The organism is Chryseobacterium sp. TQ-BC-N36 (genome assembly GCF_058382295.1).
The window spans coordinates 1,102,271-1,115,699 of the sequence record NZ_CM178175.1 but is presented as its reverse complement, the minus strand read 5'-3'; the positions used below and the strand labels follow the sequence as shown (position 1 = coordinate 1,115,699).

Genomic DNA, 13,429 nt, shown 5'->3' with positions numbered 1-13,429 from the left:
CAAATCTCTGCTTTGTAGTAAATAAGATACTTTTCACTACATTTGGTCTGGATAAAAGGGTTGATTACGGTTTTATAAATACCGGGATGAAACTTGTTGAATTAAAAAGAATTACTTAATATTTTTATTGGATGAAAATAATCGCTGTCATTCCTGCACGTTATGAAGCAAGCCGCTTTCCGGGAAAACTGATGCAGATTCTGGGAGAAAAAACCGTAATCACTACGACCTATCAGAATGTAGTGGAGACCGGACTTTTTGATGAGGTATTTGTCGCAACAGACTCTGAAACTATTTTTGATGAAATTGTAAACAATGGCGGAAAGGCTGTAATGACCGGGCAGCATGAGACGGGAAGCGACCGTATTGCTGAAGCAGTGGAGAATATAGACTGTGACATCGTGATCAATGTTCAGGGAGATGAACCCTTCCTTAAACTGGAACCATTACAGCAGCTGATTGACGTTTTCAGACATGATGATCAACAGGAAATCTCTTTGGCTTCTTTAAAGATACAGCTGCATGAAAAAGAAGAAATTGAAAATCCGAATAATGTAAAAGTAATTACGGATAACAATGGCTTTGCACTGTATTTCAGCCGTTCTGTAATTCCTTTTCACAGGGAAGTTTCTTATCATGTAAGCTACTTTAAACACATTGGAGTGTATGCTTTCAGGAAAGAAGCTTTGCTCCAGTTTTCGAGGCTTGAAATGAAACCTCTGGAAATATCCGAAAAGATTGAATGTATCCGTTATCTGGAATATGGAATGAAAATCAAAATGATAGAAACCAATTTCATAGGAGTGGGTATTGATACACCGGAAGATCTGGAAAAAGCCAGAAAGCTGATTTAAAAAATAATAAGGCAAAAAGCAAATGATAATATTCGCTCTTTTGCCTTTTTGCAATTTTACATAAATCCCCCTATATTTGAATTTATAAATAAAATTAATGAAGAAGTTATTATTAGTATTTGGACTGATATTTTCACATGTGACATTTGCACAGACCGCAAAGGAAATTATTGACAAGAACATTGAATTATCCGGAGGGTTAACCAATTGGAAATTATTGAATTCTGTATTGCTTCAGGGAAAAGTGGTATTGGGAATCAAAGATGAATATCCGATAAGAATTTTTCAGCAGCGTCCTAATCTTACTAAAACATTGATTACTACCGGAGGAAAAGAAACAGCAATTGAAGGTTATGACGGAACTAAAGGATATGCAATGAACTATGCGGCCAATAAACTTCAGGAATATCCTGAGTACGTACCGGAAAGTTTTGATAATGACTTTATCGATTGGGAAAATAAAGGTTTTGAGGCTAAATATCTTGGAAAAGAAAAAGTGGGAGAAATCTACTGCCATAAAGTAGAACTGACCAAGAATGTCAATAAGAATATGTATTACTTTGATGCAAAAACTTATATGCTGATCAAAGAAGTGAAAAAAGATGAAACGCTGGTATATTCTGATTTTAAAAAAGTTGGAAACCTTACCATGCCTTTCAGAATAGAATCTTCAAGTGCTAAAAAAGACGGAGACTATGTGATGCTGTTAAACAGAATTGATATCAACAAAGTATTTCCGGTTAATATTTTTAAATTTTAATTCAACGGCAGTTCGCTGCAAAAAATTATAAAATATGAAAAAGATTTTTTTACTGCTGCTTTCTTTCATAGCATTTCTGCAAAGCTGCACCAATCAAAAAAGTGAAATTTCTAAAGCTAAAACCAATGAACTTATGGGAAAAACAATATACGACTTTAAAGTAGAAAGTCTTGACGGCAAAGAAATCAATTTTGCTGATTTCAAAGGAAAGAAAATCCTGATTGTCAATACCGCTTCAGAATGTGGATTTACTCCACAGTATGCAGATCTTGAGAAAGTATATGAGCAGTATAAGGATAAATTGGTAGTGATAGGTTTCCCTGCTAATAATTTCGGGGGACAGGAGCCTGGAACCAATACCGAAATTGGGGCATTCTGCCAGAAAAATTATGGGGTGACATTCCCAATGGCTGCAAAAGTTTCTGTAAAAGGAGATGATACAGCGCCCATCTTTAAATATTTAACAGAAAAAGAGTTAAATGGAGTAAAGAATACAAGTATCCTTTGGAACTTTACCAAATTCCTGGTGGATGAAAACGGAAAACTGATCGATTCTTTTGTAAGTACTACAAAGCCTACAGATGAGGCTATTACAAAGTATCTGAAGTAATAAACTATTGCATGGATTTTTTGGATCGGTTTGAAGCTTGTATCATTAGCGGAGCAATTGGAGATGCGTGGGGAAGCAGCTATGAAAATGAAGTAGAAACTGATGATTCCCATATTTATTATTGGGGAAAAAAGAAGATAAAGAAAAGGATCTGGAGTATTACAGATGATACCCAAATGACTTTGGCGACCTGCGAAGTTTTATCTGAAGGTAATTTTACTCCTGAAAATCTTATCAATAAATTTATAGAATATTACAGAAGCCGCAAATTAATAGGAATTGGGGCTTCAACACTAAAGGCAATTTTAGATACTGAAGCAGGCATCCATTGGAGCCAGGCTGGAAGAATTGGAGAGTTTGCCGCAGGAAATGGAGGAGCGATGAGAATTGCTCCTTTTGCTTTTTTCTCAGATATTACAAGACAAAATATTTATGAAGCATGTAAGGTAACGCACAGAAATGATGAAGCCTATTCCGGATCTTTGGCTGTTTTTCTTGCTATAAAAGCAATCCTAAATTCTGATTGGAATGGAAACAATAATCTTTTCGATATTATTATTCCGGAAATTCCTGATTCAAACGTAAAAGACAGATTAACTGAAATTAATTCAACAGGAAAGAATTCTTCAATTTCAGAAATATCAAAATTTGGCAATAATGGTTATGTTGTTAATTCAGTTCCATTCGCAATTTACTGTTCAACCAAAATTCTTGATCTGGGTCTGGAAGAAATGTTGAAACAAATTATCAGTTCGGGAGGAGATACGGATACCAACGCTTCAATCGCCGGGCAAATTGCGGGAACATTGATCGGAACTGAAAATATTCCTCATGAATTAATTTTGAAACTTAAAGAATTACCGGATTACAAATGGATCAGGCAAATTATCGATGCAACAAAACAGACAATCAGCTAAAATACTATCCGTTGCTTTTTTCTGCAAAACAAAAGATATTTCCCAGCTTTATACTGGAATAACCATTGCTTTTTATTTTTGAGGAATTGATCATTGCCTTGGCCAGAATATCCGTCGGCAGAGGCTTTTGACTTTCCAGCAGCCCAAGCTTATTAGCAAATTTTATAATACGGCTGCCTAAGACTTCTCCGGTTCTTTCAGAATTCTTTCTTTCGAGCATTCCCGGTTTAAAAATAGTGATCTTGTTAAAATGCAGTTGTTTTACAGCTTCTTCAAGCTCACCTTTCATTTTGGAATAAAAAATTTTAGACTGCGGATTAGCTCCATACGCTGATACCAGGATATAGTCTTCCACATTATTCTCTTTGGCTGCTTTTGCAAACTCATACTGATAATCAAAATCTACTTTTTTCTGGGCTTCTTTGCTTCCGGCATCCTTTAAAGTAGTTCCCAGGCATGAAAATGCAACATCTCCCTTTACCTTATCTTTCCATTCTTCAGGCTTTTCAAAATCCACAACATGAACTTTAAGCTTATCGTTCTGAATATCGACAGGTTTTCTGACGAAAATGTTCACTTCATCGAATTCCTTATCATGGAGTAACTGATTCACCAGATCTTTTCCTGTGGCGCCTGTAGCACCTATTACCAAAGCTTTCATAATATTGTGATTGTGTGAGATTATTTCTTTCTTAAATTTACTAAATTTGAATTAAAGAGTAAAGAATTAATTTAATCATTACTTATTGCTTACCACTCATTACTCATATACACTATGGATGCCAACGAAATTTTAGATTATTGTCTTGCCAAAAAAGGGGTTACAGAAAGTTTTCCGTTTGATAACGAAACACTTGTGCTGAAAGTAGATACCAAAATGTTTTTATTGATGGGGCTTGAGAGGCAGCCGTTAGCGATCAATGTAAAAACAGATCCCGAGTGGAGCGCTGAGCTTCGTGAACAGTATCCTCAGATTACAGGCGCCTATCACATGAACAAAACCCATTGGAATTCTGTTATACTGGATGGGTTAAAAAGAGATTTGATTTTCAGTCTTATTGATCAATCCTATGATCTGGTTTTTAAATCCCTTACAAAAAAAGTACAGAATGAAGTAAATTCTTTATAAAGTATCTATTATATAAAATTGGGGTACGGAATTTGTTATCTATTGTTGGTGAAATATGTAATTAATAGTAATACAATAAATAACAAATGAGAAATCACTTATTATTATTCATGGCAGCAGGGACATTGATGCTGTCAGGCTGTACAAAAACAGAGAAGGAAAATAAGGCAGCAACTCCTAATTCTGCGGCTTCAGTTTCTGAAAATACGCTTCCTGAAAATATTAAAATAGAGTTTTCAGGAGAAGATAAGTTTACAATTAAAAGTGCGCTTCTTAAAGTAAGCTTATATGGAATAGATGAAAAACTGGCTGATGCCCCTGCTACATTAATTACAGAACAGGAATATGAGCAGAAATCGATACCTTTCACCATCAATCTGCCAATACCCAAAGATACTCAGAGTAAGATCAATCCAAAACCTGTCGGTCCTGCCAAGTATTACGTGACCATAAGCTGGGATTCTGATGGCAATGGAAAAGCTGGTGAAAAAGGCGATATCGTTATTGACTATGACAAAGAGATTCCAAATGTGAAACTGAATAATGAAACTCAGAAAATCTACTTAAAAGTATTACAATAAGCAAAAGGCTATTCGGTGAGAATAGCCTTTTTTGTAAATAAATCTTTATATCCTAATGCTTTCTTTTCGATCAGATGCCAGGAAACATATCCCAACAGAATTGATAACGGTAATGAAAGCATAAATAACAGAGCTGTATCCAGTTTAAAAAAGTACATCAGGGTCTGCTGGATCGGGAAAGAATAAATATAAATTCCGTAAGAAGTATCCCCAATCACTTCCCCAACCTTATTAAGGTATCGGGTAGAGCTTTTGCCAAGAAGAATAACCAGCACAGGCAAAGTCATATAACAGGTATATTTGAAGATATTTAAGTATATACTAACCATAATAACAATGAAGGAAAGTATAATAAGAATATTTTCTGCTTTTTTGGGAACATTCAGGTAAGTTAATACCATTCCTCCAGCGAAAAAGCACATCAGATTGTAAAAATGATTGCTTCCCAATGCAAACCTGTGAAATAATCCGTAAAGAAAATAGGGATGGAAAATACTTAAGATATAACTTGATATAAATAGCAGAATTACAACAGTTTTTACAAAAGCTTTTTTACGGATAAAGAACAGTAAAGAAACCATTACATACATACTGAATTCGTAGCATATCGTCCATAAACTCCCATTAATGCTATGTTTGTAAGGATTATTTTCAAAAACACCGTCAATACCTTTCTGTCGGAAAAACAGGGTTAAATTTTGAGGAATGTAAGTGTAAACGGATTTGTTCTGTAAGTAGGGAACGGAACTTTCATAAACTGCAGGTGCCAGCAAAACGGTAAGAAAAAGTACCACCAATAAGGCAGGAAAAAGTCTTAAAAGCCTTTTCCAGTAAAAATCAGGAAGACCTTTGCATCGCAGCAGGCTTTTAAAAATTAAATAACCTGAGATAATAAAAAAACCATGAACCCCCAGATAAGAAAATTCCATTTGTCCATTGGTGAGTTGGGATAGGGGATCGCCGAGGGCTGCTCCTGAAAGTGCGTAGGAATGGGTAATAACAACAAGACTTGCAAAAACAAGCCTCAGAAAATCAAAATTATTACTCCTTGAAATCATATTCCTGTGTTATTCTTTTATCCTCGTCCAGTCTTTCAATTAACTTATCAAGACCTTCAAATTTGATTTCATCATGAAGAAAATCTCTGAAACTTACCGTAATCTTTTCATCATAAATATCACCATCAAAATCAAGAATATAAACTTCCACAGTCAGTTTTTCCCCGTTTACCGTTGGATTGGTTCCAATACTCAGCATCCCTTTATATTGGTTGCCTTTTATGAGGACTTCTACAATATAAGCTCCTTTTTTGGGTAAAAGTTTGATAGACTCCGTATCAATATTGGCTGTAGGATAACCGATGGTCCTTCCGATTTTCTTACCATGAACTACAGTTCCGGAAACAGAGTAGGAGTATCCCAGCATTTCGTTGGCCTCCTTAATATTTCCTGCTAAAAGTGCATTACGTACTTTCGTGGAGCTGATATTATTTTCATGAATATTGATGGCTTCCATTTGCTCAACCTCAAAATCAAGTTCTTTTGACAATTTTTGAAGAAGCTCAAAATTTCCACTTTTATTTTTTCCGAAAGAATGGTCATATCCTATAATAAGGTATTTTACATTGAGTTTATCAACTAAAATATGACGTACAAACTCTTCTCCGGTCAGATTTCTGAATTCTTCATCAAATTCTTTCAGGAACAAATTATCAATCCCATATTTTTCAACCAGCCGTTTTTTTTCTTCCAGCGTATTCAGAAGCTTCAAATCTTCATTAGGATTAAAAACAAACCTTGGATGCGGCCAGAAAGTAAGGATAGCAGTTTCCAGATTGTTTTCTGTTCCTACTTTAGTAAGTTCATCAATAATACTCTTGTGCCCGAGATGTACGCCGTCAAACATACCTAAAGACAATGCTAAAGGCTTCTGAGAGGCGTAATCTGTAAAATTCTTGAAAACTTTCAAAACGGAAAAATTTTGATTGCAAATATAGATATAATGTCACAATCTATCAATATAACAAAGTGTCAATATTTTTTGCAGATAAATATCATGGTCAGAATGGTAAATTATACCAGGACACATTTATAAAAAGCATGATAAAAATCTTTTTTTTACCAATTGTGGGTTTATGAAGAATCACTATATTTGCACCAAGAAAAAATTTAGCAATGGCAAACCAAATTAAAGGTAAAATTTCTCAAATTATTGGTCCGGTAATCGACGTTGTCTTCACAGATGTGGAAGCTGTTCCAGCAATCTATGACGCGTTAGAAATTACAAAAGAAAACGGTGAAAAAGTAGTTTTAGAGGTAGAACAACATATTGGCGAAGATACAGTAAGATGTATTGCAATGGACGCTACTGACGGTCTTAAGAGAGGACAGGATGTAATCGGATACGGAAATCCTATTACTATGCCAATCGGTGAGGCAGTAAACGGAAGACTATTCAACGTTGTTGGTGATGCTATCGATGGACTTCAAGATATTTCTAAGGATGGTGGTCTTCCTATTCACAGACCAGCTCCAAAATTTGATCAATTATCAACTTCAGCAGAAGTTTTATTTACAGGTATTAAAGTAATCGACTTAGTTGAGCCTTACGCAAAAGGAGGTAAAATTGGTTTGTTCGGTGGTGCCGGTGTAGGTAAAACAGTATTGATTCAGGAGTTGATTAACAATATTGCAAAAGGGCACGGAGGTCTTTCTGTATTCGCCGGAGTAGGTGAAAGAACGAGAGAAGGAAATGACCTTTTGAGAGAGATGTTGGAATCAGGTATTATCAAGTATGGTGATGATTTCATGCATTCTATGGAAAACGGAGGTTGGGATCTTTCTAAAGTAGATTTAGAAGCGATGAAAGATTCAAAAGCAGCATTCGTTTTCGGACAGATGAACGAGCCGCCAGGTGCAAGAGCGAGAGTAGCACTTTCTGGTCTTACATTGGCTGAGTATTACAGAGATGGTGGAGAAAGCGGACAAGGTAGAGATGTACTTTTCTTCGTAGATAACATCTTCCGTTTTACACAGGCTGGTTCTGAGGTATCTGCACTTCTTGGTCGTATGCCTTCAGCGGTAGGTTACCAACCGACACTCGCTTCTGAAATGGGTGCGATGCAGGAAAGAATTACTTCCACTAAAAACGGTTCAATTACTTCAGTACAGGCGGTATATGTACCTGCGGATGACTTAACTGACCCTGCTCCAGCAACTACGTTTGCTCACTTGGATGCCACTACAGTACTTGACAGAAAGATTGCTTCATTAGGTATTTATCCAGCGGTAGATCCACTAGCTTCTACTTCAAGAATCCTTGCTCCTGAAGTTATTGGTCACGATCACTATAACTGTGCTCAAAGAGTAAAAGAAATTCTTCAAAGATATAAAGCACTTCAGGATATCATCGCGATTCTTGGTATGGAAGAACTTTCTGAAGAAGATAAAGCGGTTGTATACCGTGCAAGAAAAGTTCAGAGATTCTTATCTCAGCCTTTCCACGTAGCAGAGCAGTTTACAGGTATCCCAGGATCATTGGTAGACATCAAAGATACGATCAAAGGATTCAACATGATTATGGATGGTGAATTAGATCACTTACCGGAAGCGGCTTTCAACCTGAAAGGAACCATCGAAGAAGCTATCGAAGCAGGACAAAAAATGTTGGCTGAAAACGCATAAATTATTAACAATTTGAGATTTGAAATTTGAGATTCGAGGAGTAATTTCAAATTTCAAACATCAAATTTCAAATTTGTTTCTATGAATATAAAAATTTTAACACCAGAATACGTAGTTTTTGAAGGAGAAGTAGACTCAGTGTTGTTGCCTGGAAAAAATGGTGAATTCCACATCATGAAAAACCACGCAGGAATTGTTTCTTCTTTAATCGGAGGTGATGTAAAGCTTTTTGCTAATTCTATTGATGAGGCTTTTGCTAAAAATTTCACTAAAGAAGCTGGAAAAGACTCTGTTTTTGCTTATAATATCAAAAGCGGTGTTGTAGAATTTAATCATAATAAAGGAATTATCCTTTGTGAATAATTAAATGAAAAGCTAAATATATTTTCAAGAAAGTGTAACTTTGTGTTACACTTTTTTTATTTATGTATAAGTCTGATGGTATGAAGAAAGGCATAATCATATTCTTTACTGTTCTGGGTGTTTTCCTCCACGCTCAGAATATCAAAACCAAGAGAGGGATTATTAATCTTGATGGGATTCCGGTAGCTAAAATATCCAGCAAATCCAGTGAATATACTTTTATGGATCTGAAAGAAACACCGATGTATACTATAAAGTTCATTGATAAGAGCATTGTTGATTCTGTTCGTGACAGCTATATCAGCATCAATAGAGTATATAATAGAGATAAAACCATTGAAATAGATTATTCGTCACCTTCTGCCTTTTCTGGCGAAGAGAAATCAGCGGTTTTCACTTCGGTGAAGGATCTTAGAATCATTGATAACAAAGGGATCAATGTTAAAAATCTTGATGAGCTTTTTTCTAATGTACCCAAAAGGAAGCTGGATGCTAAAACAAAAGATGCTTATGCGATCAGAAAGAAAATAGATAAAATGAATATTGAGGTCAATAAAGTAGGAGAGATCCTCAGTAATGGAGTTCCGGTAGGCTATTTTACCAATTTGCCTGTAAGCTTTGGTTCAGAAGAAACCATTATGGATAAAACTCCAATAGATATTGAGATCTATGATGCTAAAAGTAAACTGATCGGAAGATATATTACGACCACAAAACAACTGAAAACTGCAGGAGGAAAATCCTTTACCATCTACAGAGAAATGTCTGGCAGGGCTTCTATTCTGAAGTTCCCGACCTACAAAGCACTGGCGGAAAGGATGGCGATCATGGATCCTAATTTTATTAAAGTTCAGGAGAAAGTATCTGTGGGAGCTGTATCAAAAGAAACGCCTAATTAATTTATGTAATACAGATTTTATCAATAGGAACGGGCTTTAGCCCGTTTTTTTATTATGGATTAAATTCATCCCGGCTTCAGCCAAAACCTATATAATTGTACTTTTAAACCACCCCGTCAAAAATTCTTTGAATTTTCGCCACCCCGCCAGAGGAGCGGAATATTTGCCGTTTTATTTATAGTGGTTAGAAATTTGGATTTATATTAAATGAACTCTTCCAAAATAGAAAATACTTTATTCTCTCAAATCAAAATCAGCGTAATCCGTGAAATCTGTGGGAGATTATAATTCAATAGAAGCAGGTGTTATTCGTTCAGAAAAAAATCACAAAAATTCCGCAATCACAAAAATCCCTGAGAAAAAAACGAAAATTTTTATAAACTTAAAATCACTCCGTTTTCCTTCAATTGCTGCATTGGTTTCGAGAACCAAAATAACTCAAAATCCTCAAAATTTTCTTCAAAATTATTTTTAAGTTGTTGAATGGTAGGTTTTTTAGAATTTTCAATTGCGTTCTCTTCCAGCACTTTCATCAGCCATTCTGCTTTCTCCTGTTCCAGCTCAACCTTTACAATATTGGTTTTTAAATGGAATGTAAGCAGCGTATATGTACCGGAATATTTCTTTTTATTTTTTATGCGATTCTCAGCGATTACGTTTTTGGTTAAAAAGACAACTTTGGAATTGGTCTTCAACTGAAACTGCCCATCTTCCAAAAGACAGTCGTGAATATAGTCCGGATGTATGGTTGTTCGTGGAATTTTAAAATCAAACCATTCCTGAAGTGGCAGTTCAAAATTAACTCCGTGCATATAATTGAACAGAGATTTCTTTAATCCAAAGCTGAACTTGTTATGATCGATTCCGGTTGTATCTTTAAAATCAATATCATTATTGGCAAACAGAATTTCCTGCTTTACCGGAACTACTCCAAAATCTTCAGGGCTCATCCCAACCGGGGAATGGGCTGTCATGGCAAACTGATGCCAGAAGCCACTCTGAAGAATTCCCATTTCAAACATTTGTCGTACCATTTCTAATGAATCCACCGTTTCCTGAATGGTTTGGGTAGGGTAGCCATACATCAGGTAGGCATGAACCATAATTCCCGCTTCAGTAAAATTTCTTGTTACATTGGCAACCTGTTCCACAGAAACTCCTTTATCAATCAGTTTCAACAGTCGGTCACTGGCCACTTCAAGTCCGCCGGAAACAGCTACACATCCTGAAAGTTTCAGGAGATAACATAGATCACGGGTAAAGCTTTTTTCAAAACGGATATTGGTCCACCAGGTAACCACCAGATTTCTTCGGAGAATTTCCAGCGCTACTTCTCTCATTAAGGCAGGTGGTGCGGCTTCATCCACAAAATGGAATCCTGTTTCACCTGTTGTACGGATCAGTTCTTCAATCCGGTCTACAAGGATTTTAGCAGAAATCGGTTCATAAATTTTGATATAGTCTAAGGAAATATCACAGAATGTACATTTTCCCCAATAGCACCCATGGGCCATGGTCAGTTTGTTCCATCTGCCGTCACTCCATAAGCTGTGCATAGGATTGGCAATTTCGATAACGGAAACATACTGATCCAGTTTCAAATCTGTATAATCAGGAGTCCCTATTTCAGACTGCTTGTAATCATGTCTTTTAGAATTGTTTTTGTAAGCAACCTCTTTGTTTTCGATAAGGAAAGTTCTTTTAAACTCACCTTCTTCAGCAGTAATTTCTAAATTATGATGAAGAAGTTCCAGGGGAAGTTCACCATCATCTAAGGTAATAAAGTCGAAAAACTCAAAAACCCTCTGATCTTTAACTTCTCTTAATTCCGTATTGGGAAAGCCTCCTCCCATTGCAATTTTAATATGAGGATATTGCTTTTTGATCCATTGGGCACATTTGAAACCGGCATACAGATTACCAGGAAACGGTATTGAAAAACAAACCAGTTTTGGCTGAACAGTTTCGATTTTTTCCTGAAGAATTTTTAAGGTAAATTCATCAATAAATGTAGGTTCACCTGATAATTTGGAATACAGTTCATCGAAAGAGTTGGCACTTTTTCCGAGACGTTCGGCATATCTGCTGAAACCAAAATCGGCATCAATATTTTCAACAATATAATCGGAAATATCTTCCAAATAAAGTGTCGCCAGATGCTTGGCTTTATCCTGGAGCCCCATATTTCCAAAAGCAAATTCCATATCGTCCAGCTGGTTGAAACGGGAGGCTTCGGGAAGAAAGTTCATGCTGCAGATCTGTCTTGCCAATGTTGGTGTTTTTCCCTGTAAAAAAGGAATAACCTGATCTATCGTTTTTAAATATTCTTCTCTTAAAGCATAAATTCTCTGGGAATTTTCAGAGGTGTTCTGAAGATCAATCTTTTTATTGAAAACCTTCTGGATTCCGTCTTTTGAAAATAATTCCAGGATAACATCGATCCCCAAATCTACCTGATACGCGGAAATATTTTTGGTATTTAAAAATCCTTTAATATAAGCTGTTGCAGGATAAGGAGTGTTAAGCTGGGTAAAAGGCGGAGTAATAAGAAGCAGGTCTTTCAACAGAAATTTTTTGCAAAGTTATTCCAAAGTTTTTTTAGAAAAAAATTTTTTCTCCTGATTATAAACAGTGAAGAAAAGACTTTGGATTTCTGCATTATTACCATTTCCGGTTTGCTAAAATAAATTAGCCGGTTTATTAAACAGCGCATCCGGACTATTGGTCTCAATAAAGGTTAAAAATACATTTTCATCAAAATACCCATCTTCATCAAGGATTTCAGCTTTCAATAAGCCAATTTCACCAGGTCTTTCAATACTGATATTTTCGATGAATTTTCCTGTTTTTCCGATGATTTCGTTATGAAAGCTTATTAAATATCTGGAATATATATTTCCTTCAGATACTGTATAATGACCGTTTTCTGCAATCAGAGAAGTCATGATACTTCCTCCGATATACGTTTCATTATCATTGCCTGATGCTCCGAACAATACTTTGGACGTAACAGTTCCGGAACAGTATAACGAACCGTTGATGATTATATTTTCTGCCTGTATATTGCCTGTGACAATAAGAATTATATAGTCTTCTACAAAGAGCTGGCGGGATAAATTGAGATCTCCTTCTAAAAGTACAATTTTATATCCTTCATCTTCATGGGTAATGAGATCAAGAGAAGTGTTGCTTTCGTTTTCTATGAGGACAATTTCAGGGGTGTCGTCTTCATTATTGATAGACAGGGAAGCATCCTTTATTTTTTCTGCTGTTTCATCGTCCAGCATTTCAAGAAATTCAGTAAGACTTTCTTCGTCTAAATAGCTTTCATTGAAAAAATTATTTTCCATGGCTTCATAAACGACATTGTATAGATTTTCTGATTTTTCTTTGAGTTTTTTGTATAATTGATCTTTGGTGAGTTTTTGTAATTCTTTCATCGGCTTTTAAAAGTATATACATCTGTCTATCCAGTGGGGGAACACCTATTAATAGATAGATGCAATATAGCCAGATAAATTTTGTTATGCCAGAATGTAAGGTATTTATTTTCTCAAATATTTTTCATATATATCATTTTTTCAGCTTAATATTATCGTTTCATAAATAAACATAATTTCTCGAATTTCTGTT

14 protein-coding genes are annotated in these 13,429 nt (G+C 35.7%); 9 read left to right on the top strand and 5 right to left on the bottom strand.

Translation table 11 applies throughout. The features are described from left to right. Nucleotides 1–131 precede the first annotated feature (131 nt). From kdsB to AC3FI7_RS04850, 4 genes are all read left to right on the top strand, one after another. A complete protein-coding gene (kdsB, locus tag AC3FI7_RS04865) occupies nucleotides 132–854 on the top strand; it encodes a 3-deoxy-manno-octulosonate cytidylyltransferase (protein ID WP_142722954.1) in 723 nt (240 codons plus the stop codon). Between the two features lie 97 nt (nucleotides 855–951). After that, the gene (locus tag AC3FI7_RS04860; RefSeq protein ID WP_491461561.1) at nucleotides 952–1,614 is read left to right on the top strand and encodes a histidine kinase; all 663 of its coding nucleotides are present in this window, start codon (nucleotides 952–954) and stop codon (nucleotides 1,612–1,614) included. A gap of 34 nt (nucleotides 1,615–1,648) precedes the next feature. Next, nucleotides 1,649–2,224, top strand: coding sequence for a glutathione peroxidase (locus AC3FI7_RS04855; protein WP_291897087.1), 576 nt, complete (start codon nucleotides 1,649–1,651; stop codon nucleotides 2,222–2,224). A gap of 11 nt (nucleotides 2,225–2,235) precedes the next feature. Next, a complete protein-coding gene (locus tag AC3FI7_RS04850) occupies nucleotides 2,236–3,141 on the top strand; it encodes an ADP-ribosylglycohydrolase family protein (RefSeq protein WP_343658552.1) in 906 nt (301 codons plus the stop codon). A 4-nt stretch (nucleotides 3,142–3,145) separates the two neighbouring features. Here AC3FI7_RS04850 and AC3FI7_RS04845 read toward each other — a convergent pair whose 3' ends face one another. Then, nucleotides 3,146–3,802, bottom strand: a complete 657-nt coding sequence (locus AC3FI7_RS04845; RefSeq protein ID WP_142722958.1) for an NAD(P)H-binding protein — start codon at nucleotides 3,800–3,802, stop codon at nucleotides 3,146–3,148. A gap of 114 nt (nucleotides 3,803–3,916) precedes the next feature. Between AC3FI7_RS04845 and AC3FI7_RS04840 the strand changes: the two genes are divergently transcribed. Both AC3FI7_RS04840 and AC3FI7_RS04835 read left to right on the top strand, forming a co-directional pair. Beyond that, entirely contained in the window at nucleotides 3,917–4,270 is a 354-nt protein-coding gene (locus AC3FI7_RS04840; protein ID WP_142722959.1) for an MmcQ/YjbR family DNA-binding protein, read from the top strand. An 86-nt stretch (nucleotides 4,271–4,356) separates the two neighbouring features. Then, the gene (locus AC3FI7_RS04835) at nucleotides 4,357–4,851 is read left to right on the top strand and encodes a hypothetical protein (RefSeq protein WP_343658551.1); all 495 of its coding nucleotides are present in this window, start codon (nucleotides 4,357–4,359) and stop codon (nucleotides 4,849–4,851) included. A gap of 8 nt (nucleotides 4,852–4,859) precedes the next feature. On the opposite strand, the gene AC3FI7_RS04830 is transcribed toward AC3FI7_RS04835, so the two are convergent. Together AC3FI7_RS04830 and AC3FI7_RS04825 are read right to left on the bottom strand one after the other, a co-directional pair. Next, the gene (locus tag AC3FI7_RS04830; RefSeq protein WP_491461560.1) at nucleotides 4,860–5,909 is read right to left on the bottom strand and encodes an acyltransferase family protein; all 1,050 of its coding nucleotides are present in this window, start codon (nucleotides 5,907–5,909) and stop codon (nucleotides 4,860–4,862) included. Beyond that, nucleotides 5,893–6,819, bottom strand: a complete 927-nt coding sequence (locus AC3FI7_RS04825) for a bifunctional riboflavin kinase/FAD synthetase (protein WP_142722961.1) — start codon at nucleotides 6,817–6,819, stop codon at nucleotides 5,893–5,895. Before AC3FI7_RS04825 ends, AC3FI7_RS04830 begins: the two co-directional genes overlap by 17 nt. 206 nt (nucleotides 6,820–7,025) lie before the next feature. Between AC3FI7_RS04825 and atpD the strand changes: the two genes are divergently transcribed. From atpD to AC3FI7_RS04810, 3 genes are all read left to right on the top strand, one after another. Beyond that, the gene (atpD, locus tag AC3FI7_RS04820; RefSeq protein WP_065397992.1) at nucleotides 7,026–8,534 is read left to right on the top strand and encodes a F0F1 ATP synthase subunit beta; all 1,509 of its coding nucleotides are present in this window, start codon (nucleotides 7,026–7,028) and stop codon (nucleotides 8,532–8,534) included. 81 nt (nucleotides 8,535–8,615) lie between these two features. After that, nucleotides 8,616–8,897 (top strand): FoF1 ATP synthase subunit delta/epsilon, encoded by a 282-nt coding sequence (locus tag AC3FI7_RS04815; protein WP_142722962.1) that lies wholly within the window; start codon nucleotides 8,616–8,618, stop codon nucleotides 8,895–8,897. An 80-nt stretch (nucleotides 8,898–8,977) separates the two neighbouring features. Beyond that, nucleotides 8,978–9,796 (top strand): hypothetical protein, encoded by an 819-nt coding sequence (locus tag AC3FI7_RS04810; protein WP_142722963.1) that lies wholly within the window; start codon nucleotides 8,978–8,980, stop codon nucleotides 9,794–9,796. A gap of 374 nt (nucleotides 9,797–10,170) precedes the next feature. Here the strand turns inward: AC3FI7_RS04810 and AC3FI7_RS04805 are convergent, their stop codons facing one another. Together AC3FI7_RS04805 and AC3FI7_RS04800 are read right to left on the bottom strand one after the other, a co-directional pair. Next, nucleotides 10,171–12,360: a B12-binding domain-containing radical SAM protein gene (locus AC3FI7_RS04805; protein ID WP_343658549.1), complete on the bottom strand. Its 2,190-nt coding sequence runs from the start codon at nucleotides 12,358–12,360 to the stop codon at nucleotides 10,171–10,173. Between the two features lie 114 nt (nucleotides 12,361–12,474). After that, on the bottom strand, nucleotides 12,475–13,236 hold the full coding sequence (locus AC3FI7_RS04800; protein WP_491461559.1) for a hypothetical protein: 762 nt from the start codon (nucleotides 13,234–13,236) through the stop codon (nucleotides 12,475–12,477). Nucleotides 13,237–13,429 lie beyond the last annotated feature (193 nt).

What these genes read in the sequence shown, in the direction of transcription:
- kdsB (WP_142722954.1), top strand. Translation starts at nt 132, where the DNA reads ATGAAAATAATCGCTGTCATTCCTGCACGTTATGAAGCAAGCCGCTTT.
- AC3FI7_RS04800 (WP_491461559.1), bottom strand. Translation starts at nt 13,236, where the DNA reads ATGAAAGAATTACAAAAACTCACCAAAGATCAATTATACAAAAAACTC.
- AC3FI7_RS04815 (WP_142722962.1), top strand. Translation starts at nt 8,616, where the DNA reads ATGAATATAAAAATTTTAACACCAGAATACGTAGTTTTTGAAGGAGAA.
- AC3FI7_RS04850 (WP_343658552.1), top strand. Translation starts at nt 2,236, where the DNA reads ATGGATTTTTTGGATCGGTTTGAAGCTTGTATCATTAGCGGAGCAATT.
- AC3FI7_RS04830 (WP_491461560.1), bottom strand. Translation starts at nt 5,909, where the DNA reads ATGATTTCAAGGAGTAATAATTTTGATTTTCTGAGGCTTGTTTTTGCA.
- AC3FI7_RS04810 (WP_142722963.1), top strand. Translation starts at nt 8,978, where the DNA reads ATGAAGAAAGGCATAATCATATTCTTTACTGTTCTGGGTGTTTTCCTC.
- AC3FI7_RS04855 (WP_291897087.1), top strand. Translation starts at nt 1,649, where the DNA reads ATGAAAAAGATTTTTTTACTGCTGCTTTCTTTCATAGCATTTCTGCAA.
- AC3FI7_RS04835 (WP_343658551.1), top strand. Translation starts at nt 4,357, where the DNA reads ATGAGAAATCACTTATTATTATTCATGGCAGCAGGGACATTGATGCTG.
- atpD (WP_065397992.1), top strand. Translation starts at nt 7,026, where the DNA reads ATGGCAAACCAAATTAAAGGTAAAATTTCTCAAATTATTGGTCCGGTA.
- AC3FI7_RS04840 (WP_142722959.1), top strand. Translation starts at nt 3,917, where the DNA reads ATGGATGCCAACGAAATTTTAGATTATTGTCTTGCCAAAAAAGGGGTT.
- AC3FI7_RS04860 (WP_491461561.1), top strand. Translation starts at nt 952, where the DNA reads ATGAAGAAGTTATTATTAGTATTTGGACTGATATTTTCACATGTGACA.
- AC3FI7_RS04845 (WP_142722958.1), bottom strand. Translation starts at nt 3,802, where the DNA reads ATGAAAGCTTTGGTAATAGGTGCTACAGGCGCCACAGGAAAAGATCTG.